Genomic DNA, 24,354 nt, shown 5'->3' on the forward strand with positions numbered 1-24,354 from the left:
TATGAAATTAAAGTGTTTTCTGATGAGTGGCAATAATTCGATCCGAAGCACCTTCTAAAAAAGCCGAATAATCGAAACTGAACTTTTATGCTCCCAATGGTGTCGGTTCCTGCTTTTGCCGCGCCTCTGGCTGGGATAGCGTAGCCGATATGAGCAGTACTCCTCGATTCATTCACCTCCGCGTTCACACCGAATATTCCCTGCTGGAAGGCGCCGTGCGGCTGAAAAAGCTGCCCGCCCTGTGCGAAAAGATGGAGATGCCCGCTGTCGCCGTCACCGATACGAACAGCATGTTCTCGGCGTTGGAATTCTCGGTTACCTCAAGCGGGGCAGGGGTGCAGCCGATCATGGGATGTCAGGTCGATCTGACCTACTTGAAGGCGCAGCCGGGGGAAAAGCCGAAGATCCCTGCACCGCTGGTGCTGCTGGCGCAGTCCGAGGTTGGCTATGAAAACCTGATGAAGCTGAGTTCCTGCCTGTACGTGGACAAGGGCGGGCAGCTGCCGCAGGTTACGTTAGAGGAACTGGCAGAGCGATCGGATGGCCTAGTCTGCCTGTCCGGCGGACCGGATGGGCCGGTTGGGATGCTGCTGCAGCAGGGCCAGCGTCCGGCTGCCGAGATTCTGGTGGATCGGTTAGCGGCGATGTTCTCCGACCGCTTTTATATCGAATTACAGCGCCACCCTGGCGAGGCTGGTCAGCCCGAGGCGGAACAGCTGACCGAGCGTGGCCATATCGAGATGGCCTATGCCAAGAACCTGCCTTTGGTCGCCACCAATGACGTCTATTTCCCAACCTCGGATATGTACGAGGCCCACGATGCGCTGATTTGCATCGCCGAGGGGGCCTATGTCGATCAACAGGATGGCCGCCGCCGCCTGACCGCGCAGCATTATTTCAAGTCGCAGCAAGAGATGGTGACGCTGTTCGCCGATCTGCCAGAGGCCCTTGAGAATACCGTCGAAATCGCCAAACGCTGCGCCTTTATGGCTTATCGCCGCGATCCGATCCTACCGAAATTTGCAGATGATGAGGTCGCCGAACTGCGCCGCATCGCCAATGAAGGCCTGCAAAAACGTCTGGCGGTGATCCCGCATGCGGTAACACCCGAAGAATATCAGGAGCGGCTGGATTTCGAACTGGGCATTATCGAAGGGATGGGCTTTCCCGGCTATTTCCTGATCGTTGCCGACTTTATCCAATGGTCCAAGGATCAAGACATACCGGTCGGCCCTGGGCGGGGCTCGGGCGCGGGCTCGCTGGTGGCCTATGCGCTGACGATCACCGACCTTGACCCGCTGCGCTATTCGCTGCTGTTCGAACGCTTCCTGAACCCGGAACGGGTCTCGATGCCCGACTTCGATATCGATTTCTGCATGGACCGCCGCGAAGAGGTGATCCGCTATGTGCAGCAGAAATACGGGCGCGATAAAGTGGGGCAGATCATCACTTTTGGTGCCTTGCTGTCGAAGGCCGCCGTGCGTGATATCGGGCGGGTGTTGCAGATGCCCTATGGGCAAGTCGACCGCCTGTCCAAGATGATCCCGGTTGAGGGGGTCAAACCTGTCTCCATCGAAAAAGCGCTGAAGGACGAACCTCGCCTGCGCGAAGAGGCCCGCAGTGAAGAGGTTGTCGACCGCCTGCTGACTTACGGCCAGCAGGTCGAAGGGCTGCTGCGGAATGCCTCGACCCACGCGGCGGGCGTGGTGATCGGAGACCGGCCGCTGGACGCGCTAGTGCCGCTTTATCAGGATCCACGTTCGGATATGCCCGCGACCCAGTTCAACATGAAATGGGTGGAGCAGGCCGGGTTGGTAAAGTTCGACTTTCTGGGTCTGAAAACGCTGACTGTGATCCAGAACGCGATGGATTTGATTTTCAAATCCGGCCGCGATCTTCACATCTCACCCGATGGCACCGAGCTCTATGAGCCCGCCGACGGGGCCAAAAACCAGATCAACGCGATCCCGCTGGATGATGAGGCGACGTATAAGCTCTATTCGGCGGCCAAGACGGTTGCGGTGTTCCAGGTGGAATCTTCGGGCATGATGGATGCTCTGAAGCGGATGAAGCCGGATTGTATTGAGGACATCATCGCCCTTGTCGCGCTCTACCGTCCCGGCCCAATGGAGAACATCCCCAAGTTCTGCGAGGTCAAGAACAAACTCAGCGATCGGGACACGCTGCACCCGTCCATCGACCATATTCTGGATGAAACCCAAGGCATCATCGTCTATCAGGAACAGGTGATGCAGATCGCGCAAGAAATGGCGGGCTACAGTCTTGGTGGTGCCGACCTTCTACGTCGGGCAATGGGTAAGAAAATTCAGGAGGCGATGGACGCCGAGCGCCCCAAATTCCTCAAAGGAGCCGCCGAGAACGATGTGGACGAGGCCAAGGCGACCGAGGTCTGGAACCTGCTGGACAAGTTTGCCAACTACGGCTTCAACAAATCCCACGCCGCCGCCTACGCGGTGGTCAGCTATCAGACCGGTTGGCTGAAGGCGAACCACCCGGTCGAATTCATGGCCGGTGTCATGAACTGCGATATACATCTGACCGACAAGCTGGCCGTGTATTTCGAAGAAGTTCGCAAGGGGTTGGAACTGCCCTATGTGCCGCCCTGTGTGAACCGATCGCTGTCAACGTTTGACGTGGTCGAAGGGCATCTGGTCTACGCGCTGGGCGCGCTCAAGAATGTGGGCGTCGAGGCGATGAATCTTGTCGTCGAGGGACGTGAGGACAAGCCGTTCGTCAATCTGTTCGATTTCGCCCGCCGGGTAGATCTGAAAAAGGTCGGCAAACGCCCGCTTGAGATGCTGGCGCGGGCCGGGGCGTTCGACCAGCTTGATAAGAACCGCCGTCGTGTGTTCGAAAGCCTTGATCCTTTAGTGCAGTACTCGGCGGCGATCCACGATCAGAAGAATTCGAACCAGGTGTCTTTGTTCGGTGAGGCGGGTGATGACCTGCCCGAGCCGCGCCTGTCGCCAACACCGGACTGGCTACCTGCAGAACGCTTGAGTGAAGAATTCAAGGCCATCGGGTTTTACCTGTCCGGTCACCCGCTGGACGACTACATGCCTGCGCTAAAGCGCAAGAAGGTCATGACATTGGATGAAGTGACGGAAAAGGCGCGCTCGGGCCCTTTCATTGCCAAGATGGCCGGTGTGGTTTCGGGACGGCAGGAACGCAAATCAGCCAAGGGCAACCGCTTTGCATTTGCGCAATTGTCTGATCCAAGCGGGGCGTATGAAGTCACGCTGTTCTCGGAAACGCTGGAAAAATCGCGAGAGTTTCTGGAAACCGGTGCGCAGGTCGTTCTGTCCGCCGAGGCAACAATGGAATCCGATCAGTTGAAACTGCTGGCCCGTTCAGTGGGGCCGGTGGACTCGGTCGTGGCCGAAGCGGGAGCGACCGGGTTGCGGATATTTGTTGACGTGCCCGAAGTGCTGCCGACGGTCGCCAAGGTGCTGGAAGACGCGGCAGGCGCGGCCAAGCGCGCGGCCAAGGGGCCGATCCACATTTGTCTGCTGGATCCCGGCCTGCCGGGGGATGTCGAGATGGAACTGGGGCAGGATTTCCCGATCAACCCGCAGATCAAGGGCGCGATCAAATCTTTGGATGGCGTGACCCTGGTCGAGGAAATCTGACCCACCCTTTTGTTGCCACAGGGTTTTCGCGCCGCTAGGCTGAGATTATGCCCCGTTTCGGGGCATGTCACAGGAGGGCACATCTATGTCAATTTCAGCTGTTGGTTTTAGAACGCTTGCCTTAGCAGCCGCCGCGTCACTGGCGATGGCGTCCGGGGCGCTGGCAGATAACAAGGATGACAAGAAGAAAAAGCAAACGATCGAAGGTGCTTTGATCGGCGCTGGCGTGGGTGCTTTGATCGGCGACGGCAAGGGGGCGGCGATCGGCGGCGTGGCCGGGGCTATTATCGGACATAACTGGAAGTGATGGTGATGCGGTTTCTTAGACTCAGAATGCCCGTTTGTGCCGCAATTCTGGCGGCTCCCTGTGTGGCGATGGCCGATGACGCGGCGGACCAGATGGTACAGGATGCTTTGCCCGTGATGCATTACACCTGCGCCTCGATTGCCGAAGAGGCAGATGGCGACGAAGCCTTTGTCGTGACTGTTGTTGAAAAGATGACGGCCCTGTCGCTCTACAACCGTCAGATTAATATCGAAGACCATGCGACCACGGACGAGGAAAAGGCCCAGCTACGTGAAGCCTTTATTGGCGCGCTGTCGGAAGGCTGCGCCGCGGATAAAGATGCCCTCTTGGGCGGAGTGGTCGATAACGCGGTGAAATCGACGCTCGGTCTGTGATCAACAGATTTATTAATCGCCGACCGAAATTCAGGGCTGAGAATTCAGTCGGATTTTCGCAGTGCGGGCAACCCGACGCCCGTGCATTCGAAACCGCCGTCGGACGCAATTACCTGGCCAGTTACGTAGCTGGCCTTGTCCGAGCAAAGAAAAAAGATCACCTGAGCGATCTCTTCTTCCGAACCATAGCGGTTCAACGGAATTGCGTCATGATACGCGGCGATGATTTCGGGTGTGTGAACTGCCATCGCCAGCTTGGTGCGAACCGGGCCCGGACAGACACAATTGGCTCGAATCCCGTATTCTCCCAACTCTGCGGCTTGCTGTTTGGTCAGGTGGATGACGCCAGCTTTTGAAGTACCGTACGCAACACGTAAGGTGCTGGCCCGCAGTCCCGAGATCGAGGCGATATTGACAATAGCTCCTCGGCTTTCGCGAAGGGCTGGAATTGAAGCCTGTGAAACCAGAAACACACCGTCAAGATTAGTTTCCATGACGCGGCGCCACACCGCAAAGTCGTGTTGCTCAATCGGTCCAAATTCGGCGATACCCGCATTGTTGACCACGGCGTCAATTCGACCGAACTTTGACATAACGGCCTTTACCATATCGTCGACCTGATCCGGATCTGAAACATCAGCAACGATCGGCATCGTGCCATCAAGACTGCTGGCCGCCTGAGACAATGCTTCCGCATCACGATCAATCATCGCCACCTGCCACAAGTTCTGGAGAAACAGTTTTGTGGTAGCCAAGCCAATGCCGCGCGCGGCTCCAGTAACAAGAGCGAGTTTTTGGGCCATGAAATTACTCCGGTCATTGGGTTGCGGCGATTGCAGTGCCTCTTTTAGAGATGTGCTGTAAATGCTGAATTGCGGACTGTTGATTCAGGGGGCGCATTCAAATTAGGCATCAATAATGCGGCGGGCGTTCGTCGCCCAGCACAATCCCACCCGATCCTTCCTGCGCTCGTTCTCCTTCGCGGCGCATCAGCATCTCGACCCGGCGGGTCAGGCGGTCGATCTCGTCCTGCTGGCGGGTGACAACCGAGTTCAGCTCTTCAACCGTGCGGGTCAGGTGGGCGATCTGTTCTTCCAGATGCTGCATTGGGGTCTCCTTCTTCGCCGGTCATAGCGACACGTGAGACCCAAGGCCAGCGAAAGCGCGCCTTGCCCCGATGCGGGCCATGGGATAGACCGCGCGCGGAACAAGTATACTCCCAAGGACGCCCCACATGGCCAAGCCCAAGAAACAGCCCCGCCCCAAGGCAATTACGCCAAAAGGGTTCCGCGACTATTTCGGCCAGGAAGTCACGCAGCGCACCGAGATGCTGCGGGCTATTGCGGACGTCTATCATCGTTACGGGTTTGATGCCTTGGAAAGCAGCGCGGTTGAAACCGTCGAAGCGCTGGGCAAATTCCTTCCGGACGTCGATCGCCCCAACGAAGGCGTGTTCGCGTGGCAGGAAGTGGACGATAATGACAAGGGCGACTGGATGGCCCTGCGCTATGACCTGACCGCGCCTTTGGCCCGCGTCTATGCGCAGCACCGCAACGATTTGCCGACGCCTTATCGCCGTTATGCGATGGGGCCTGTCTGGCGCAACGAAAAACCAGGACCGGGGCGTTATCGCCAATTTTATCAGTGTGATGCGGATACGGTGGGTACGGCCTCGATGGCCGCAGATGCTGAGATCTGTGCTATGCTGTCAGACACGCTGGAAACTGTCGGCATTCCTCGTGGTGACTATCTGGTGCGGGTGAATAACCGCAAGGTTCTGAACGGTGTGCTCGAGGCGATGGGTCTGGGCGAAGACGCTGCCGCGCGCGACAACGTTCTGCGCACCATCGACAAGTTCGACAAGGTGGGTGAGCAAGGCGTGCGAGAGTTGCTGACCAAGGGTCGACTGGATGCTTCGGGGGCGTTTATCGACGGTGTGGGCCTCAGCGACGATCAGGCCGAGCCGGTGATTGCTTTCTTGACATCGAAAGCTGCGGATGCCGCTAGAACGCTGGCGAACCTGCGTGCCGCTGTGGGTGACAGCAAGATCGGTGCGGACGGTATTGCGGAGTTGGAACAGATCGGCGCGCTGCTGGATGCGGGTGGTTACGGTGTGGACCGGATCGAGATTGACCCCTCGGTCGTGCGCGGCCTCGGTTATTACACCGGGCCGGTCTACGAGGCCGAGCTGACCTTTGAGATTTTCGACGAGAAGGGCCGCAAGCGGCAGTTCGGGTCGGTCTCGGGCGGTGGTCGTTACGACGATCTGGTCAAACGTTTTACCGGGCAGGAGGTTCCTGCGACCGGTATCTCTATCGGCGTCGACCGTTTGCTGGCCGCCTTGCGTGAAAAAGGCCGCATCGCGGCGCAGGCCACTGGCCCCGTGGTTGTCACTGTTATGGATCGCGACCGCATGGCCGACTATCAGGCCATGGTGGCCGAGCTGCGCAATGCGGGTATCCGGGCCGAGGTCTATCTGGGCAACCCCAAGAATTTTGGTAATCAGCTGAAATATGCGGATAAGCGAAACTCTCCGATTGCCGTGATCGAGGGAGGTGATGAAAAGGCCAATGGCATCGTGCAGATCAAGGATCTGATCCTGGGTGCGAAGATCGCCGAAAGCGCCACGCTGGAGGAATGGAAAGAACGCCCCAGCCAGTTTGAGGTGCCGCGCGGCGATCTGGTCGCCAAAGTGCGCGAAATTCTGGACAGTCAGGACTGACCGATGGCCAACCGTTCCCAGATACAAGCCCGCGCCGCGATGATGCGGGTCCGGTTCGAGGCCGCAGGCGCGCAGGTCGTTGATCCGCCCTTGCTACAACCGGCGGACACACTCCTGGACCTCTATGGCGAAGACATCCGCGCCCGTGCCTATGTCACCTCGGACGCGTTGCGCGGCGAGCAGATGCTGCGTCCGGATTTCACGCTGCCCGTGGTGCAGATGCATATGAGCGAAGGGGCCGAGCCCGCGCGCTATACCTATTCGGGCGAGGTGTTTCGGCGGCAAGAGCACGACCCGGACCGGTCCAACGAATATATTCAGGTCGGATATGAGGTCTTTGACCGAAATGACCCTGCCTGGGCGGATGCCGAGGTATTCTCGTTGTTTGCGTTGCAACTGCGCGGGTTGCCCCTGCGCGCGGCCACAGGGGATATCGGTATCCTGACAGCCGCCGTGCAGGGTCTGCGGACGACCGACAGACGCAAGGATGCGCTGATGCGGCATTTGTGGCGCCCGCGCCGGTTTCGCACTTTGCTGGACCGTTTCGCAGGACGCAAACCCGGTCCCGAAGGGCGTGATGCGCTATTGGAGGCCAAAGACCCTCTGGCCATCGACGTGCCAATGATCGGCAAACGCCGCGCCTCCGAGATTGAGGCGCGGATCGAAGCGCTGCGCGAGGATCGCGACACACCGCCGATTTCCGACTATGAGCTGGTCGGGCTGGAAACGCTGCTGAACGTGCGCGAGACCATGCCCTTTGCGTTGGAGCAACTGCGTGACGTGGCGGTAGACCTGCCGCAGATCACCCCCGCGCTGGACCGGCTCGAGGCGCGTGTTGCCTCGCTACAGGCGCGCGGTGTGGATGTGGAACGGCTGGATTTCGAGGCCGCTTATGGCCGGACGTCGATGGAATATTACGACGGGTTTGTCTTTGGCTTCTATGCCGAGGGTCGCCCCGATCTGCCCCCCATCGCCACCGGTGGGCGCTATGACGCGCTGACGCGGCAATTGGGCAACGGCGCGGAAATCCCTGCCGTGGGCGGCGTGCTGCGCCCGGACCTGATGCTTGAGGTTGAGGAGGACGCGCAATGAGCCTGAAACTTGGCGTACCCTCAAAGGGCCGGTTGATGGAGAAGACGTTTTCGTGGTTCGAAAAGCGTGGCATCACCTTGTCGCGCAGCGGCTCGGACCGGGAATATGCGGGCAAGGTCGAAGGCATCGAGGGCGTTTCTCTGATCCTGCTGTCCGCCGGGGAAATCCCGCGCGAACTGGCGGCGGGACGGATCCATCTGGGCGTCACCGGCATCGATCTGGTGCACGAGAAATTGCCGCGCTGGGAACAGCAGGTCGAGGAGATCTCGAAGCTTGGTTTCGGCAAGGCCGATCTGATTATTGCCACGCCCGCCTGCTGGGTCGATGTGGACACGCTGGACGATCTGGACGCGGCAGCGGCGGCATACCGCAAGACCCACGGCCACCGACTGCGGATTGCCACCAAATATCACCGGCTGGTGAGGGAGTTCCTGACCGATGCAGGCGTGGCCGATTATACGCTGGTCGACAGCCAGGGCGCGACCGAGGGCACGGTGATGAACGAAACCGCCGAGGCGATTGCGGACATTACATCCAGCGGCGAAACCCTGCGCGCCAATCACTTGAAAATCCTCACGGATGGTCTTGTGTTGCAGTCACAAGCGACCCTATGGCGCAGCCGGGTGGCCAAATATGGCGCGGTTGAGAAGTCGGTTCTTACCGAATTGCTGGATCGGCTGGGCTGATCAAAGCACTCCGATTTCTGCCAGCGCGCGGTTGAGATCGTCGGGCAGGGCGTCGTCTTGCTCGCGCCCTTGCGGCAGATCGGCGGGGGTGTCTTCGGGTTTCAGGTAGCGCCAGCCCTGAAACGGGCGTTTAAGGGCGGTTTGCGTACGGAGCACCTCGGGGTCCAGTACGATGGCACAGCGGCGGATGCCGTCCTCGCCGCGTACTTCGTCCAGCCGCAGGATGCGCTGACGGCATTGGATCACGCCCTTGATTACCCAATAGATTGATCCGCCGTTCAGAATCTCGGCCTCGCGCTTGGGCCACATGCGGGTAACGTGGCGCGGGCAGCCGTCCTCGTACAGCGGTTTACGGCTGTCCTGCCACGCGATCAGCGTGTCGACGCTTTCCGAACCGACCGAGAGTTTTATCAGGTTTACGTACTTATCCACAGTTTTCCCACAGAGTCGTCCCAAGGCCCACCTTCATATTGTAGCTCTCTGGAGGCTTTCATCAAGGTGTTGTGGTATACATGTGATTTAGGGTAGTCTGGATACCTCTTTCAGAACAGGGAATCACCAATGAGCCGCTTTGCCGCCCCCATCGCCGAGCAGATCTGGGACATGAAATACCGCTTTAAAAAGGCGGATGGCACGCCCATCGACCAGACGGTTGAAGACAGTTGGCGACGCATCGCCCGCGATCTGGCGCGGGTGGAAAATGATAAGGCGCATTGGGAAGAAAAGTTCTTTGAAGCGCTAGAGGATTTCAAATACCTGCCCGCGGGGCGCATTACCGCAGGCGCAGGTACTGCCCGTCAGGTGACCCTGTTCAACTGCTTTGTCATGGGCACCGTGCCTGACAGCATGGGCGGTATTTTCGATATGCTGAAAGAGGCCGCATTGACCATGCAGCAGGGTGGGGGGATCGGCTATGATTTCTCGACCATCCGCCCGCGTGGTGCGGATGTGCATGGGGTGGCGGCCGACGCATCGGGGCCGCTGAGCTTTATGGATGTGTGGGATGCGATGTGCCGGACCATCATGTCAGCGGGCTCGCGCCGTGGTGCGATGATGGCGACCATGCGCTGCGATCATCCCGATATCGAACAGTTCATCACCGCAAAATCCGACCCGGCCCGCCTGCGCATGTTCAACATGTCGGTGCTGGTGACCGATCCCTTCATGGAGGCCGTCAAAGCCGACGGACCGTGGGATCTGATGTTCGGCGACAAGGTGTATCACACCGTTCAGGCGCGCGACCTGTGGAACAAGATCATGCAGGCCACCTATGACTATGCCGAGCCGGGCGTGATCTTCATCGACCGTATTAATCAGGCCAACAACCTGAGCTATGTCGAAACCATCGCGGCTACCAACCCCTGTGGTGAACAGCCACTGCCGCCGTATGGAGCGTGTCTGCTAGGCTCGATCAACTTGGCGCGATTGGTTGCGGAACCGTTTGAGGATGCGGCCCATCTGGATGAGGCCGCGCTGCAGGAACTGGTCGCCACCGCCGTTCGTATGATGGACAACGTGGTCGACGCGTCGAAATTCCCGCTGCCTGAACAAGCAGCCGAGGCGCAAGCCAAGCGCCGCATCGGCTTGGGCGTGACAGGGCTGGCGGATGCGCTGTTGATGAAGGGTCTGCGCTATGGCTCGGACGAGGCGGCGCGTCAGACCGAGCGCTGGCTGCACGCGATCACCCGCGCCGCGTATCTGGCGTCGGTGGATTTGGCGAAGGAAAAAGGGGCGTTTCCTCTGTTCGACGCCGAGAAATATCTGGCCAGTGGCACGATGCAGCAGATGGATGAGGATGTGCGCGATGCGATCCGTGAACATGGTATCCGCAACGCTTTGCTGACCTCGATTGCACCGACGGGGACGATATCCCTCTACGCCGGGAATGTGTCTTCGGGGATCGAACCGGTCTTTGCTTATGCCTATACGCGGAAGGTGCTGCAAAAAGACGGTTCGCGCACCGAGGAAGAAGTGGTGGATTATGCGGTGCAGATGTGGCGCGACAAGTTCGGGGACGTCGAATTGCCCGACTATTTCGTCAATGCACAGACGTTGCCTCCGACCGATCACGTCAAGATGCAGGCGGCAGCGCAGAAATGGATCGACAGTTCGATTTCCAAGACGATCAACTGCCCCGAGGATATCAGCTTTGACGCGTTCAAGGATGTCTACATGCAGGCCTGGGACGACGGGTGCAAAGGTTGCACCACCTATCGCCCGAACGACGTAACCGGATCGGTGCTGACCGTCTCGGAAAGCGCCGACACTGCACCGGGTGAAAGCGCTGGTGCGCCGCATGAGGTCGACGGGGGCGAAGTCGTTTACATGTCTGAGCCTCTGGATCGCCCGCAAGCGCTGGAGGGCTCGACTTATAAGTTGAAGTGGCCTGATAGCGAGCACGCGATCTATTTGACCATCAATGACATCGTCATTGGCGGCCGCCGCCGCCCGTTCGAGGTTTTCATCAACTCGAAGAACATGGAACACTACGCCTGGACGCTGGCGCTGACCCGGATGATCTCGGCCGTGTTCCGGCGGGGCGGGGATGTGTCCTTTGTGGTCGAAGAGTTGAAGGCTGTGTTCGACCCGCGCGGCGGGGCTTGGGTTCAGGGCAAATACATCCCGTCGATCCTGGCCGCGATTGGCGGAGTGATCGAGCAGCACCTGATCAATATCGGCTTTCTCGAAGGGGAAGGCATGGGTCTGAAATCCGACCCTCAGGCGCAGGTGGTCAACATGGATGCGCCACGCGGCAAAGCCTGCCCGTCCTGCGGTCAGTTCGACATGGTGATGATCGAAGGCTGCATGACCTGCCGGAGTTGCGGGCACTCTAAATGCGGGTGAACTGGTGACCAGTGCTTTACATATGTGTGGGTGGGCATAAATAACCCATAGGGTTGATTTTTACGCCCATATGAACGGTCTTTAATGCCCACAGATTCTTAAGGCTTTGAAATAAAATAAAAAAGACCACTGTAGGGTTTTGAGGTTGTTCTACGTTGGGCGACCATTCGATAGCATTCGCGCTATTGACCAAGACCAGAAAATCTCAAGACTGTGGCCATGGAACCAGATCGTCTCATACGCGTCACACGCTAAAGCTGACCAGAATTTTGTACTTGCCCAGCAAAACCGCTCGGGCAGTTCCATGGCTATCGGATACCGAATTGATGAAAAACAAATCGCCATCGATCCTCAGACGGTTATGCAGTCGTTGCGGACCAAGTACTTCACAAACAATCGGCACCACCAAATTACGCGTGAACTCGACCGTTTGCTTCAACCCGACCAGCAAGGTGGTAGGTTGCCTGCTCCGGAACTCCATGCAGGAGGGCTTGAGGCCAGGGGGCTTATGGTTGTTGCGAAGCCGGGGGATGGCAAAACTACCGCGGTTCACAGGGTCCTGAGTCGCCACCCGGCGTTGCAAGCGGCGACGGAGCAGGACGTGCCTCGGTACATCCGCATTCAGGTGCCAAGTCCAGCGACACTCAAAAGCCTGGGCCGCGCCATTCTCGGAGAACTTGGAATGAACGACGTTTCAGAGCGGGCCCCCGCTTGGGACATCTGGCGTGTTGTGAAGCATCGCTTGTCGTTGTTGGGCATCGTCGTGCTTTGGATCGATGAAGCCCAAGACGTTTTCCTGTCACGCTCAGCACGTGAGATTGACGACATGCTCAAGACGCTGAAATCGTTGATGCAAGGAGACCAAGCAGTGGTTCTCGTTCTCAGTGGCACTGACCGGCTTCTTGAGGTGGCGCGCTACGACCAGCAAGTCGACCGACGGTTCAGGAAAATCATGTCTCGACCGCTCGTCGTGGGCCACCACGAACAAAATCTTCAAGGGTTGATTGATACATACTGTCAGATGGCCGGCATCCGACCCGACATCGAACCGGATACACTGAGGCGACTTATCCATGGCAGCCGGGGTCTGTTCGGAAGAGCAATCGAGACTATCCTCGCGGCCATCGAACAAGCCCTCTGCGAAGAGAGCTACTGTTTGAAGCGATCTCATTTTGCGGAAGCTTGGAGCATCCAAGAAGGCTGCTCTTGGGATCAAAACGTGTTCGAGATCAATGATTGGGCAGCGCTAGAGATTGATAGCGACGCCGAAGAGTTTGATGCAGAACGAACCCGGCGGCAACATCAGCAAGTTGGACGGGGTTGATTCATTGAGTACAATTTTGCCAATGATGCCCATTTTGCCAGGTGAGAGCTTTGTTTCATGGGTCAGCCGGTTCGCCCGTGTTCAATGTGATATGTCTGCGAAAGAGTTTTCTTCTTTTGTGCGTATTCCACTTCAGGACCTCGCCAGGACTCGAGACAACGCGGTTGAGCAGATGCATCAGCTGACCGGCATTCCTGCGAAGCGACTTACGCAGGGCGGATACAAACAGCTTGCCTTTCGCTACTACAAACATCGAGATGAAGAGTTTCATTCAGAATTCGTTGCGGGCAATCGAGTAAGTTATTGCCCGCAATGCATCTTGAACGACATCTCGGACTGCCCTCAATCGTTGAGAATGCCGGTTGGGAAGATCAATTGGGCTTTTTCACCTGTGAGAACTTGTCCCGTTCATTCCGTTCCTTTGGTCCGAGAGCCTGGGAGAGGCCGAGGCAATCTCTTTCTGGATTTGGCTGCCCATATGCCAGACGAAGCGCGATTAGCAAAGCTGGCCGAAATTGGGAAACAGAGGCGCGTCTCTGAACTGCAATCTTACCTTGAAGCCAGGCTTGAAGGGCGCCCCGGGCCAGAGTGGCTGGACGGGCAGCTGATTGATCTAGCCTCACGTGCATCTGAAATGCTTGGTGCGTGTATCGCATTTGGTCCAAATGCAAATCTTCCAAATCTGTCGCAAGAGGATTGGGACTTGGCCGGGTCGGTTGGGTACGAGTTTACAAAACGTGGCCCTGAAGGCGTTCGAGAAGGGCTTGAAGCGGTGCAGTCGAAGACGCCATGCTCAAAAATTCAAGCCGGGCCGCAAGGTGTGTTCGGTGTTCTCTATCAATGGATTCAGTTCAAAAAAAACCGAAAACCGATTGGGCCGTTTCGGGAGGTTTTCCGTGAACATATTCTGGAAACCATGCCAATTGGTGCGGGAACGATTCTGTTTGGAGAACCCGTTTTGCAGCGGCGGCGTCATTCAGTAGCGTCGCTGAGCCAAAAGTTTGGGGTGCATCCCAGGACTGTTCAAAATGCGCTTATGGTCGCCGATTTGCTGCCTGCGGGCTACGACGCGAAGCGGGATTTCGGAGCCATTGACGTTGCTCGTTCTGAAGACCTTCTCAGGAGGATGCGGCGTTCGGTTCCAATTTCTGAGGTTCCAAAATATCTAGGCTGCAAACGGCCCCAAGTGGCGCAGCTCATCGAAGCTAGGATGCTTAAACCAATCGCGGGCTGTAGAGATGGCCGAAGGAGCATTGCTCAGGGAGTTGACGCCAACGACCTGGACAGTTTTGTGAACCGCTTGCGAAGTTTCGGGCAGTCCATTTCTGAACCCTCAGAGGGTGTGTTGGGAATTGCCAACGCGGCTGAAGCCTTGAAAGTGCCCGCTGTCAAGATTGTCGAACTGTTGCTCCAAAGGCAACTAACTGGAGTTGAGCTTCTCGACGAAGAACTGCGTTACCAATCTGTACTTGTTGACGTGGCAGAAGTGGGTGAAAAACTCGGTTGCCGAACTGGTTCTCCCGGGAAATCGATTTCGGATGTCGCGCGAAAGCTTGGCCTTTCTGCCACCTCAGTCGACTTCCTTCTTCGAACTCCACCAGACGGAATGGAACCGGTTCTGAAAATTTGCGGACAAACTAGACACATGGGGCAGATGCGTGATCTTGTTAGCCCTGCTAGCGTGGACCGTTTCAAGGTGGACTACCAAAAGATCACCGACGTTGCGACGAGAATGGCAACAACAGTTCCGGAAGCCCGAAGGAAGTTAAAATCTCGAGGGATCTTGCCAGTTTGGGAACCCAAAGCGGCGGGAGTGGAGCTCTACAGAACCTCAGAATTCTAGAAGAACAAAAAGCTGAAGTAGCAGCCGCCCTTCGGGGCGGCTTTTTTGTTGCCCAAATTTTTTTGTGGGCGACAATGAGTTGTCAAGATGGGCGAAGTGGCCGCGGCATAATCAAGGGTGATGATAAATATATATAAAAATCAACGTTTTAATTTTTTGGGGCTGCCGAATATGGGTTATTTATGCCCAACGGAACAACATAGAACGGCACAAAAGGTGACACATATCGACGCCGAGTTGCCATTTCTCGGCGTCGGACCAGTTTGACGTCAGCGTCCACGGCACAGTTTAGATCGAATTGAAAAGAGAGGGTTTCTGGCTCATCTTAACTGCCAAGGAGTAGAGATGAGAAAGAAACCCGCGAACAAACAGAGCCACGACGAGAAGGTCGTAATAGACATTCGTTGCGCGACGCGAAAACAGTATTCAGGCGAAGAGAAAATCCGGATCATGCTGGACGACATGAGGAGCGAAGACAGTAATGCTGTTGATCTGCACGCTGTCTTGATTTTTTGCAAAGTTCACGCGACTCAAGAACCACTGGATAACTGCAAACTTCACAGAGGATCAGAACCCCAAGTGATCAATGAAAAAGAAGCTGGTTAGGGGCGCGGACATGTGTGGGCGTCAGGGAAACGGCTAGAGCGCCGAGCAATAGAAATCTGACTGGCCAGCGTGCCAACGGATGTAGACTTTCACAAAAAGTTGATAAATTGGCTGGGAAACCTCCCTTCGTCGTGTAATTTATGAATCTCTTTCGCAACAATTCCATTAACGCTTTATTAACGTCTCTTTTCCGCCTCATTTTACATTGATAAGAAGATCCCAGTACGCAGTGATGGGTTTAAGGGTACGGGCGGTAATATGAGAGCCGGACAAAACGGTCGTATAGCCATTTTTTGGGGGCAGACGGAGATCGACGGACTTGAGGCTGCGCCCATGTCCTTTTTGAATGTCGGAGCCGCCTGGTCATGGCGCGGACAGGCGAGATATCTTGCAGAGTCCTCAGCGCAGGTGTTGGAATGGACCGGAGCTGCCGGTGCCAGTGCCGCGACATTGACTCATTGTGCGCAGGTACTAAATCTTCAGGACGCGGCAAGCGATCTTCTTGTTCTGACCAATGGCGCGCAAACTTTCACGGCAGCGTTGTTCCCGATCGCGGGTGAATTATTCCCGATGCTGGTCTTCGAAGGTGATTGTCCCGCGCGGGATCAGGATTTCTGGATCAGCGAAATCACAAATACTGTACATCAAGGGAACGCAGAGGCCGGGACGGACGATACAGTCATAGCATTCCCATCTCGACCTAACCAGGATGTAGATGACCGGGATCAGTGGCGAGTCGTTGCCGCCGGGCATGCGGTGGACTGACGCGCAGGCGATTTCCATTCCAGCGGAAAAATAGATATTACCAAGCGCAGTGTGTTGACTCTGCCGGTTTCGTGGATATAAGCGCGGCTTCATTGGTGTTGGTGGCCCCCGCAAGGGGATGCCTGTCATGGGGGAAACCTCAAGAGGACAACGCCCTTCATAGTGGCCTGTTAAGGCCTCGACCTTAAGAAGGAGATCAGCCGTGACCAAACGCACGTCTGCCAAGTACAAAATCGACCGCCGGATGGGTGAAAACATCTGGGGTCGTCCGAAATCCCCGGTCAACCGTCGTGAATATGGCCCCGGCCAGCACGGCCAGCGCCGTAAAGGCAAACTGTCGGACTTCGGTCTGCAGCTGCGCGCCAAGCAGAAGCTGAAAGGCTACTATGGCGACCTGACCGAAAAGCAGTTCCGCCGCATCTACGCAGAAGCCGTACGTGTGAACGGTGACACCGGTGAAAACCTGATCGGTCTGTTGGAGCGTCGCCTGGACGCTGTTGTCTACCGCGCCAAGTTTGTTGCCACCGTTTTTGCCGCTCGTCAGTTCGTGAACCACGGCCACGTCACGGTAAACGGCAAGCGGGTCAACATCCCGTCCTACCGCGTCAAAGAAGGCGACGTTATCGAAGTGCGCGACAAGTCCAAGCAACTGGCCGTTGTTCTGGAAGCTGCTGCGCTGGCCGAGCGTGATGTGCCTGACTACATCGACGCCGACCACTCGAAAATGACCGCGACCTTCGTGCGCGCACCGGGCCTAGGCGATGTGCCTTACCCGGTTATGATGGAACCGAACCTGGTCGTCGAATTCTACGCGAAGAACTAATCTTCGCCGACACCGAATTTGGAAAGGCCGCGCAGTTTGCGCGGCCTTTTTTGTTGCTTAAGAGGCGTAAAAATCTTGGCTTTTTACTGTGTCTGAAAGGCAAGGATAGGATTGTTTCAGAAACTAGGAAGCGCTTACGCCTGTCGCCATATTCACACCATCATTCTTTGTGACAGAGGGCGAAGGCAGGCTCGGATAAGCCGAGTGCAGAAATCCTGCAGGCAAGGAAATATACATGAAAATAGTATCCGAGAGCGCCGAATCTGGGATTGGGAAGCTGGCCCGCAAGACAACAAGGCGCTCCTGTGTCGTAGCATTGGCACTGATTGTGGGTGGGTGCGCATCGTCCTCGGTTTCAGTCAGTCAAAGCAATGCGCTTTCGACTGATCCTGTATTGTCGAGTGTGATAGGCAGTTTCGAGGCCGGGTGTATAGACAATGCGCCTCATTTTGATCCTACCCGTATGCGATCCGGTTTTGACGCAAACCAGCCCGAACTGGCGCAAGGGATGCTTTTTCTAGCCAGTGGAAAACCGGGGCAGTCCTGCGGTGTGACTGTGCGGGGCTATGGTCAGGGCAGGCCAACACCAACCATTGGTGATCTGAACCGTTTGGGCAGAAAATTTGCTGCCAAGACAGGGGGGACATTGCGGCCAGCGGTGGCCGGACAATCCCAACGTGTTGAGGTCAAGTCGGGGCGTAAGAGTTTTGATATCAGCGGATATGTCACCAGCGGCGGCGATTTGCGATTTAATGTTTACGAGTAGTAGGGCGGCATCAGAAGCTCGCATAAACTAAATCGGCAGCGGCCGCCCCTCGGCAATCGCTTCCATCGCGAAATACGAGGTCACGCTGTCCAGTTCGACCTTCTCGATCAGGCGTTGATAGACCTTGTCATATGACCCCATGTCCTCGGTCACGACTTTCAACTGATAGTCATAGTCACCGCCGATCCGGTGGAAATCCACCACTTCGGGGATGGTCAGTACATGGCTGCGAAACGCCTGCAACCATTCGGCCGAGTGATGTCGAGTGCGCAGCATGACAAAGACCACAAGGCTCAGCCCTAACTTCTCTCGCGCAATCCGCGCGGTTGAGCCGATGATCACCCCATCTTCGTTCAGGGCCTTCAGCCGCCGCCAGCAGGCGTTTTGCGACAGCCCGACCCGATCCGCCAGTTCGCGTTGGGACAAAGTAGCGTCTGTTTGCAGTTCGCGTAGGATACGTTTGTCAATTTGATCTAATTTCTCTGCCATATCTGATCATATGACACAAAATTTTAGTAATCCATCAAAAGAAAGGTGAAGTTTCCTCGGCCCAAAGCAATCACATTGATAGGGCAATACGGAGACTATGCCATGACCCTGTCCAAATTTCGCGCAGACCTTCAGTCCACCACTCGCAATTCAAGCCTGCGCGACGGGCTGATCGGAGAGAACGTTCTGATCCCGGGTCTGCATGGGGACGTGCCGCTGGTTTATGCGGATTACGTCGCTTCGGGCCGTGCGCTGCGGCAGGTTGAGGATTTTGTCGCCGAACAGGTGCTGCCTTTTTACGCCAACAGCCACACCGAGGCCTCCTATTGCGGTTCATATATGACTCGATTGCGCCGCGAAGCGCGCGCGGAGATCGCCCGCATCGTTGGCGCGAGGGGAGAAGACGCGGTGATATTCACCGGGTCCGGCGCCACTGCGGGTCTAAACCGGCTGGTCAGCTTGTTGGGTGTGGATGCGGCTGACCGGCCGGTCGTTTTGATCGGACCTTATGAACATCATTCGAACATTCTGCCGTGGCGTGAAAGCAAGGCGCAGGTTATTGAAATCCCTGAGGCTACCGAGGGTGGGGTTGATCTGGTGGCGCTGGAACAGGTTCTGATCGACAATGCGGCGTCAGATCTGATCATCGGGTCGTTTTCGGCGGCGTCGAACGTGACCGGCATTATTACCGACCCAGACCCGATCACTCGGTTGCTCAAGGCGCATGGAGGGGTTTCGGTCTGGGACTACGCAGGCGGTGGGCCGTACCTGCCGATGGACATGGGGCCTGAGGGCGCTCGCAAGGATGCCATCGTCGTGTCTCCACATAAGTTTCCGGGTGGGCCGGGGGCGTCGGGTGTTCTGATCGTCAATCAGACCGCCGTGAAACGCACATGCCCCAGCTGGCCTGGTGGTGGCACCGTCAGCTTCGTATCGCCCTGGCGGCACGATTACAGCGAGGATTTGGCCACGCGGGAAGAAGCCGGAACACCCAACGTGATCGGAGACATCCGCGCCGCGCTGGCCTTTATCGTAAAGGATGTGGTCGGTACCGATGAGATCTCCAAGCGTGAGGCACAGTATAATCGCATGGCGCTGGACGGGTGGGGTAATAACCCGAATCTGACCCTACTGGGAACGGATAACCCACATCGCTTGCCGATCTATTCCTTCCTGGTGCGGGATAACTCTGGCCACCCGGTTCACCAGCAGCTGTTTACCCGTATGCTCAGCGATATCTATGGCATTCAGGCAAGGGGCGGCTGTGCCTGTGCAGGGCCCTATGCGCACCGCCTTTTGGGAATTGACCGTGCGACCTCGGATGAGTTGCACGCCGCGCTGTCTGCAGGGGAAGAGATGAAGAAGCCCGGCTGGGTACGGCTGAACTTCTCGTATCTGATGAGCGAAGAAACGGTTCAGTTCATCATCGACAGCGTCATTGACCTGTCCCGCCGAACCGAAGAGTTCGCACCATTCTACAACGCCGACCCAGCAACGGCCCGCTTCAAAGCGGCGTGACGGAATTGCCGCTTTTCTCAACGCGTTGAGACAGGTATGAGAGGCTCCAATTAACGGAGCCTCTTATGACCAAGATCACCCCTCAACCCGGCATTATGGACATCGCGCTGTATCAGGGCGGCCAGTCGCATGTGGCTGGGGTCGAGCATGTGATCAAGCTCAGCTCGAACGAAAACCCGTTTGGGCCCAGCCCCAAGGCCATTGAGGCGGTGCGCGACAGCGCCGCCACCTTGCATCGCTATCCCAGCACCGACCACGCCAGCTTACGGGCGGCGATTGGCGAACGGCACGCACTGGACCCTGCGCGGATCATCTGCGGCGTGGGCAGTGACGAGGTGTTGCAGTTCATTGCCCAGGCTTACGCCGGCGTGGGGGATGAGGTAATCTATACCGAGCACGGTTTTTCCATGTACCCAATCATTGCCCGCATGGCCGGGGCAACGCCGGTCATGGTGTCGGAGCGGGATCGCCGTGTGGACGTGGACAACATCCTGGCCGCCGTCACCGAACAAACGCGGATCGTGTTCGTCACCAATCCGGGCAATCCGACCTCGACCATGATCCCCGAGGTGGACCTTGTGCGGCTGGCCGAAGCCTTACCGCAAAGCTGTCTGATGGTCATCGACGGAGCCTATACCGAATTTGTTAACGGGTTCGATGGTGGTGCGTCATTGGTGGACCGGTTCGAAAACGTCATCATGACCCGTACGTTTTCCAAGATCTATGGGCTGGGTGGGATGCGGGTCGGTTGGGGCTATGCCGCGCAATCGATCATTGACGTGCTGAACCGCGTGCGTCAGCCGTTCAACCTGTCTCTAACCGCGTTGGCTGCGGCCGAAGCGGCGGTTAGAGATGACGACTACCTGACCTTCTGCCACGGCGAAAACGCCCGCCTTCGCGTGTGGCTGTCGGAAGAGTTGGCCAAGATTGATGTGCCCTCGGATGCGTCCTGCACCAATTTCATTCTGGCCCGTTTTGCGGATCAGGCTGAAGCCGAGGCCTGTGACGTCTATCTCAAGACCCAGGGTTTGATCGTACGCCGCGTGGCGGGTTACAACCTGCCCAATGCCTTGCGGATTACCGTGGGCGATGAAGAAGCATGCCGCCGCGTCGTTGCGGCCATTACCGCATTCAAAGGGGGCGCCGCATGAGCCAAGTATACGACCGCGTCGCACTGATCGGGCTGGGCCTGATTGCCTCGTCCATGTTCTGGGCCATCAAACGCGCGGGTCTTGCGGGTGAGGTCACTGGCTATGCTCGGTCCGAAGCGACACGCGATACCGCCCGCCGGATCGGTCTGTGCGATCGTGTCTGTGACACGGCGAAGGAGGCGGTCGAGGGTGCAGATTTGGTCGTGCTTTGTGTGCCCGTCGGCGCAATGGAGGCAGTCGCGCAAGAAATCGCACCGGTCCTGAAGCCGGGTGCAACTGTGACCGATGTAGGATCGGTCAAGCGGCACGTGATTCAGGTAGTATCGCCCCATATTCCCAAAGGTGTGCATTTCATCCCGGCGCACCCACTGGCGGGGACCGAGCATTCCGGCCCCGAATCCGGGTTTGCTGAATTGTTCGACAATCGCTGGAGCCTGTTAGTCCCGGTCGAAGGCTCGGACCCGCACGCAATCGCCCGCTTGCGTGCGCTTTGGGAAGGTATGGGGGCGAATGTGGATGAGATGGATGCAGACCACCACGATCTGGTTCTGGCCGTGACGTCCCATGCGCCGCACCTGATTGCCTATACAATGGTGGGGGTTGCAGACGACCTGCGCCGCGTTACCGATAGTGAGGTCATCAAGTATTCGGCCGCTGGTTTCCGGGATTTCACCCGTATCGCGGCCTCGGACCCGACCATGTGGCGCGACGTGTTCCTGACCAACAAGGATGCGACCCTGGAAATCCTCGGGCGCTTTACCGAGGAGCTTTTTGCCTTGCAACGTGCTATTCGCACCGGTGATGGCGAACATCTGTTTGACTATTTCACCCGTACCCGCGCGATCCGGCGTGGGATCATCGATGCGGGGCAGGATACGGATGCGCCTGATTTCGGACGGGGGAAGGCGAACCCATGAAGCGCGGCTGGAGGTACCTTGCGATTGGATGTGTGGTTGTAAGTGCCACATTATCCAACGCGGCGCCTCCGGAACAGTCGCTGGTTCCTGTCGCGCGCCCCTCGACAGCGCCGGTTCTGGCCTTTGTCAGCCCACTTCCCAGCGCCAAGACCCGGCCTACTTTGCGCCCTATATCGCCGCAGGTATTGGCGGTGGCCGCTCGCCCCTCGGATTTGCCGTTGTTGGGGCCGGATTCCTCGCTGATGCCATATCTGCGGCCCAAAGCGCTGGAGCAGGAGGCGCTATTCAAGAAACGCAAGTTGCGCAAAACCTCGGTCTGCGGAGATATCGCCATTCAGGGCAAGCCCGTTGGAAATGTTCCCGGCAGGATCAAGGCCTGTGGCATTCAGGATGCGGTGCAGATCACCTCGGTTTCAGGTGTGGCACTAAGTCGGCCATCGACGATGGATTGCGGTACGGCCATAGCGTTGAACAAATGGGTCGACAAAACGGTCAAACCCACCTTCAAACGGCGCGGTCCGGTGGCCGAGCTTCAGATCGCTGCCCACTATGCTTGTCGGACCAGAAATAACCAAAAAGGCGCGAGGATTTCGGAACACGGCAAAGGCCGGGCGATCGACATTTCGGGCTTTAAAATGGCCGACGGAGAGGTCGTGACCGTTCTGAGCGGTTGGCGAAAGAACCCGTCAAAGCGTCAGTTGACCAAAGTCTGGCGCGGGGCGTGCGGCCCGTTCGGAACAGTTCTCGGTCCAAACGCGGACCGATATCACCGGGATCATTTTCATCTGGATACCGCGCGCCACCGTCGTGGGCCGTATTGCCGTTAACGCAGGATCAGACGTGGTGCGGGGCCTAAAGGGATCGGGCCCAAAGCCACAAAGCCATCGCGCAAATTCAATTGCACATCCAGCGCGTTGGGGTTGCCGCCAAGCCCGGCCAAGAAGTTCAGCGATGTTGTTACCGGGTCCACCGCCTGATCGGGCAGGGCGCCCGCTGCGTTGGCCATGGCGATCATGTCGCGCCAGTTTTCGGCCCGGATCGCGATTTCTCCGGTGGGAATGCCCTGTGGATCGACGTCCAACTCTCCGGTCGCGAACAGACGTAGCGCTCCCCATTTCATTTCGGCCAGGCGCAAATCGAGCCTGATTGGTTGCGGCCGGCTTTGTTCCAGCGCGGATCGGTCCCAGGCCTTGTCGAAAGTGGCCGTCAAATCCAGTTCCAGCGTCTCGAATGCTTGCGGCAATGAAGTGGCCGAGCGCATTAGTTCACGCAGATCGTCTCCGGGGGTAAACCCGTCAGCCTTGGCACTGATCACATAAGCCTCGGGCGTGGCGGTCTGTTCCATCACAAGGGCCAATGTGTAGCCCCCGGCCAAAGCCTCAGCCTCGTCGGTGATCGACCACGGCCCAGCGGTCAAAGCCATCTTTTCCAGCACAAGCGCCACGCCAGGTTGCAATTGCAGCTCGGCCTGCAGGTCGGTGGCCTGAATGGTCGCGGTCTGGTCAAAATAGGACAGGCGCTGCGGTGTGTCGGCAAAACGCAGCACTTGCCGACCGGGCCAGATTGCCGGGCTTTGGAACTCAATCCAGTCCGCGCTCCAGGCGGTGCCATTGACCGGATCGGCCAGCGCCGGGTTGTTCAGACGCGTCATGTGGTGCAGCGGGTACCCGGCGGTTTCAACATCCGAGAAATCAGCCTGCCAGCCCTGTTCCTGCTGTTTGTCGAACCATGTGGTGATCGCGTTGCGCAGACCGAAACCGGTGACGAACCAATAGGCGCTCCAGATCACAGCTATGAAAATGATTACCCGTATCAGACCGCGCATGGCAGTTCGCCCTTTTTCCCACCTCGGATTTGATGTTTATAGGCGCAAACGGGCAAGGACCAGTGCTATGACGATGTGGGTTTTCGGATATGGATCGCTGCTGTGGAATCCGGGCTTTCCAGTGGCCCGCAGCGAACGCGCCACGTTGCACGGCTATGCGCGGTCCTTCTGCATGAGTTCGATCCACCATCGCGGCACTGAAGACCACCCCGGTCTGGTTCTGGCGCTGGACGAACAGGCCGACGCCAATTGCAAGGGTCTGGCCCTGGCGGTTGCGGCGGGACATGAAGAGCGCACCCTGCATGAATTGCGTGAACGCGAGCTGATTTCATCAGCTTATGTCGAGAAGATGCTGGATTTGCACCTAGACAGCGGCGAGGTCGTGAACGCCGTGACGTACGTGATCGATGCCGATCATGTGCAATATTGCGGTGGTATCCCTTTGGAAGAGCAGGCCCAGATCATCGCGCATGCCGTCGGCGGGCGCGGGCCAAACACCGAATACCTCTATAATACCGCCGAACATCTGGCCGAGATCGACCTGCGCGACCCCGATCTTGAGTGGTTGGCGCAACGGGTGCGTGATATCACCGCATAAACCCTTGGCGTCACCGGTGTAATTTCGCTAGATTCAGCGCAGAGCAGGCAAAAA

General features: G+C 57.5%; 22 protein-coding genes and 1 pseudogene. 18 read left to right on the forward strand and 5 right to left on the reverse strand.

What is annotated here, in order from left to right:
- The first annotated feature begins 149 nt into the window (after positions 1 to 149).
- The 3 genes from dnaE to RUE5091_RS00825 all read left to right on the forward strand — a co-directional run bounded on the left by dnaE (position 150) and on the right by RUE5091_RS00825 (position 4,331).
- Positions 150 to 3,650 carry a DNA polymerase III subunit alpha gene (gene dnaE / locus RUE5091_RS00815; protein ID WP_058279984.1) on the forward strand — a complete coding sequence of 1,167 codons (3,501 nt, stop codon included), beginning with the start codon at positions 150 to 152 and terminating at the stop codon, positions 3,648 to 3,650.
- An 85-nt stretch (positions 3,651 to 3,735) separates the two neighbouring features.
- Complete coding sequence (locus RUE5091_RS00820) at positions 3,736 to 3,957, forward strand: YMGG-like glycine zipper-containing protein (RefSeq protein WP_058279985.1); 222 nt, start codon at positions 3,736 to 3,738, stop codon at positions 3,955 to 3,957.
- Positions 3,958 to 3,962: 5 nt separating this feature from the next.
- Positions 3,963 to 4,331: a YmgD family protein gene (locus RUE5091_RS00825; protein ID WP_058280343.1), complete on the forward strand. Its 369-nt coding sequence runs from the start codon at positions 3,963 to 3,965 to the stop codon at positions 4,329 to 4,331.
- Between the two features lie 44 nt (positions 4,332 to 4,375).
- Here the strand turns inward: RUE5091_RS00825 and RUE5091_RS00830 are convergent, their stop codons facing one another.
- A complete protein-coding gene (locus RUE5091_RS00830) occupies positions 4,376 to 5,134 on the reverse strand; it encodes an SDR family NAD(P)-dependent oxidoreductase (RefSeq protein WP_058279986.1) in 759 nt (252 codons plus the stop codon).
- Positions 5,135 to 5,243: 109 nt separating this feature from the next.
- Positions 5,244 to 5,438, reverse strand: a complete 195-nt coding sequence (locus RUE5091_RS00835; protein ID WP_058279987.1) for a SlyX family protein — start codon at positions 5,436 to 5,438, stop codon at positions 5,244 to 5,246.
- Positions 5,439 to 5,565: 127 nt separating this feature from the next.
- On the opposite strand from RUE5091_RS00835, the gene hisS reads away from it, so the two are divergent.
- The 3 genes from hisS to hisG are packed head-to-tail and all read left to right on the forward strand — an operon-like array spanning position 5,566 to position 8,831.
- A complete protein-coding gene (hisS, locus tag RUE5091_RS00840) occupies positions 5,566 to 7,053 on the forward strand; it encodes a histidine--tRNA ligase (RefSeq protein ID WP_058279988.1) in 1,488 nt (495 codons plus the stop codon).
- A gap of 3 nt (positions 7,054 to 7,056) precedes the next feature.
- Positions 7,057 to 8,145 (forward strand): ATP phosphoribosyltransferase regulatory subunit, encoded by a 1,089-nt coding sequence (locus tag RUE5091_RS00845; RefSeq protein ID WP_058279989.1) that lies wholly within the window; start codon positions 7,057 to 7,059, stop codon positions 8,143 to 8,145.
- On the forward strand, positions 8,142 to 8,831 hold the full coding sequence (gene hisG / locus RUE5091_RS00850) for an ATP phosphoribosyltransferase (protein ID WP_058279990.1): 690 nt from the start codon (positions 8,142 to 8,144) through the stop codon (positions 8,829 to 8,831). Before RUE5091_RS00845 ends, hisG begins: the two co-directional genes overlap by 4 nt.
- Here hisG and RUE5091_RS00855 read toward each other — a convergent pair whose 3' ends face one another.
- On the reverse strand, positions 8,832 to 9,263 hold the full coding sequence (locus tag RUE5091_RS00855) for a DUF1489 family protein (RefSeq protein ID WP_058279991.1): 432 nt from the start codon (positions 9,261 to 9,263) through the stop codon (positions 8,832 to 8,834).
- A gap of 129 nt (positions 9,264 to 9,392) precedes the next feature.
- Between RUE5091_RS00855 and RUE5091_RS00860 the strand changes: the two genes are divergently transcribed.
- From RUE5091_RS00860 to RUE5091_RS23020, 7 genes and pseudogenes are all read left to right on the forward strand, one after another.
- On the forward strand, positions 9,393 to 11,675 hold the full coding sequence (locus tag RUE5091_RS00860; RefSeq protein WP_058279992.1) for an adenosylcobalamin-dependent ribonucleoside-diphosphate reductase: 2,283 nt from the start codon (positions 9,393 to 9,395) through the stop codon (positions 11,673 to 11,675).
- A gap of 304 nt (positions 11,676 to 11,979) precedes the next feature.
- Entirely contained in the window at positions 11,980 to 12,999 is a 1,020-nt protein-coding gene (locus RUE5091_RS00865; RefSeq protein WP_131726258.1) for a TniB family NTP-binding protein, read from the forward strand.
- Positions 12,953 to 14,842 (forward strand): TniQ family protein, encoded by a 1,890-nt coding sequence (locus RUE5091_RS00870; RefSeq protein WP_058279994.1) that lies wholly within the window; start codon positions 12,953 to 12,955, stop codon positions 14,840 to 14,842. The genes RUE5091_RS00865 and RUE5091_RS00870 overlap by 47 nt, the downstream gene beginning before the upstream one ends.
- Before the next feature lie 345 nt (positions 14,843 to 15,187).
- Positions 15,188 to 15,328, forward strand: a pseudogene (locus tag RUE5091_RS23480) (IS3 family transposase); the annotation flags it as partial.
- A 378-nt stretch (positions 15,329 to 15,706) separates the two neighbouring features.
- On the forward strand, positions 15,707 to 16,213 hold the full coding sequence (locus RUE5091_RS00880) for a hypothetical protein (RefSeq protein ID WP_058279996.1): 507 nt from the start codon (positions 15,707 to 15,709) through the stop codon (positions 16,211 to 16,213).
- 202 nt (positions 16,214 to 16,415) lie between these two features.
- On the forward strand, positions 16,416 to 17,036 hold the full coding sequence (rpsD, locus tag RUE5091_RS00885; protein WP_058279997.1) for a 30S ribosomal protein S4: 621 nt from the start codon (positions 16,416 to 16,418) through the stop codon (positions 17,034 to 17,036).
- 235 nt (positions 17,037 to 17,271) lie between these two features.
- Positions 17,272 to 17,802 (forward strand): hypothetical protein, encoded by a 531-nt coding sequence (locus RUE5091_RS23020; RefSeq protein WP_131726259.1) that lies wholly within the window; start codon positions 17,272 to 17,274, stop codon positions 17,800 to 17,802.
- Positions 17,803 to 17,829: 27 nt separating this feature from the next.
- On the opposite strand, the gene RUE5091_RS00895 is transcribed toward RUE5091_RS23020, so the two are convergent.
- Positions 17,830 to 18,291, reverse strand: coding sequence for an Lrp/AsnC family transcriptional regulator (locus RUE5091_RS00895; protein ID WP_058279999.1), 462 nt, complete (start codon positions 18,289 to 18,291; stop codon positions 17,830 to 17,832).
- A 102-nt stretch (positions 18,292 to 18,393) separates the two neighbouring features.
- On the opposite strand from RUE5091_RS00895, the gene RUE5091_RS00900 reads away from it, so the two are divergent.
- From RUE5091_RS00900 to RUE5091_RS00915, 4 genes are all read left to right on the forward strand, one after another.
- The gene (locus RUE5091_RS00900; protein WP_058280000.1) at positions 18,394 to 19,809 is read left to right on the forward strand and encodes an aminotransferase class V-fold PLP-dependent enzyme; all 1,416 of its coding nucleotides are present in this window, start codon (positions 18,394 to 18,396) and stop codon (positions 19,807 to 19,809) included.
- A 65-nt stretch (positions 19,810 to 19,874) separates the two neighbouring features.
- Positions 19,875 to 20,960, forward strand: coding sequence for a histidinol-phosphate transaminase (hisC, locus tag RUE5091_RS00905; RefSeq protein ID WP_058280001.1), 1,086 nt, complete (start codon positions 19,875 to 19,877; stop codon positions 20,958 to 20,960).
- Positions 20,957 to 21,877 carry a prephenate/arogenate dehydrogenase family protein gene (locus tag RUE5091_RS00910; protein ID WP_058280002.1) on the forward strand — a complete coding sequence of 307 codons (921 nt, stop codon included), beginning with the start codon at positions 20,957 to 20,959 and terminating at the stop codon, positions 21,875 to 21,877. The genes hisC and RUE5091_RS00910 overlap by 4 nt, the downstream gene beginning before the upstream one ends.
- The gene (locus tag RUE5091_RS00915; protein WP_058280003.1) at positions 21,874 to 22,704 is read left to right on the forward strand and encodes an extensin-like domain-containing protein; all 831 of its coding nucleotides are present in this window, start codon (positions 21,874 to 21,876) and stop codon (positions 22,702 to 22,704) included. Before RUE5091_RS00910 ends, RUE5091_RS00915 begins: the two co-directional genes overlap by 4 nt.
- Here the strand turns inward: RUE5091_RS00915 and RUE5091_RS00920 are convergent.
- Positions 22,701 to 23,702, reverse strand: a complete 1,002-nt coding sequence (locus tag RUE5091_RS00920) for a DUF2125 domain-containing protein (RefSeq protein WP_058280004.1) — start codon at positions 23,700 to 23,702, stop codon at positions 22,701 to 22,703. The genes RUE5091_RS00915 and RUE5091_RS00920 overlap by 4 nt on opposite strands.
- Positions 23,703 to 23,769: 67 nt before the next feature.
- Here RUE5091_RS00920 and RUE5091_RS00925 point away from each other — a divergent pair, with 67 nt between their 5' ends.
- Complete coding sequence (locus tag RUE5091_RS00925) at positions 23,770 to 24,300, forward strand: gamma-glutamylcyclotransferase (protein ID WP_058280005.1); 531 nt, start codon at positions 23,770 to 23,772, stop codon at positions 24,298 to 24,300.
- Positions 24,301 to 24,354: the final 54 nt, after the last annotated feature.

It is taken from the genome of Ruegeria denitrificans (assembly GCF_001458295.1).
In the GTDB taxonomy this organism is placed as follows: domain Bacteria; phylum Pseudomonadota; class Alphaproteobacteria; order Rhodobacterales; family Rhodobacteraceae; genus Ruegeria; species Ruegeria denitrificans.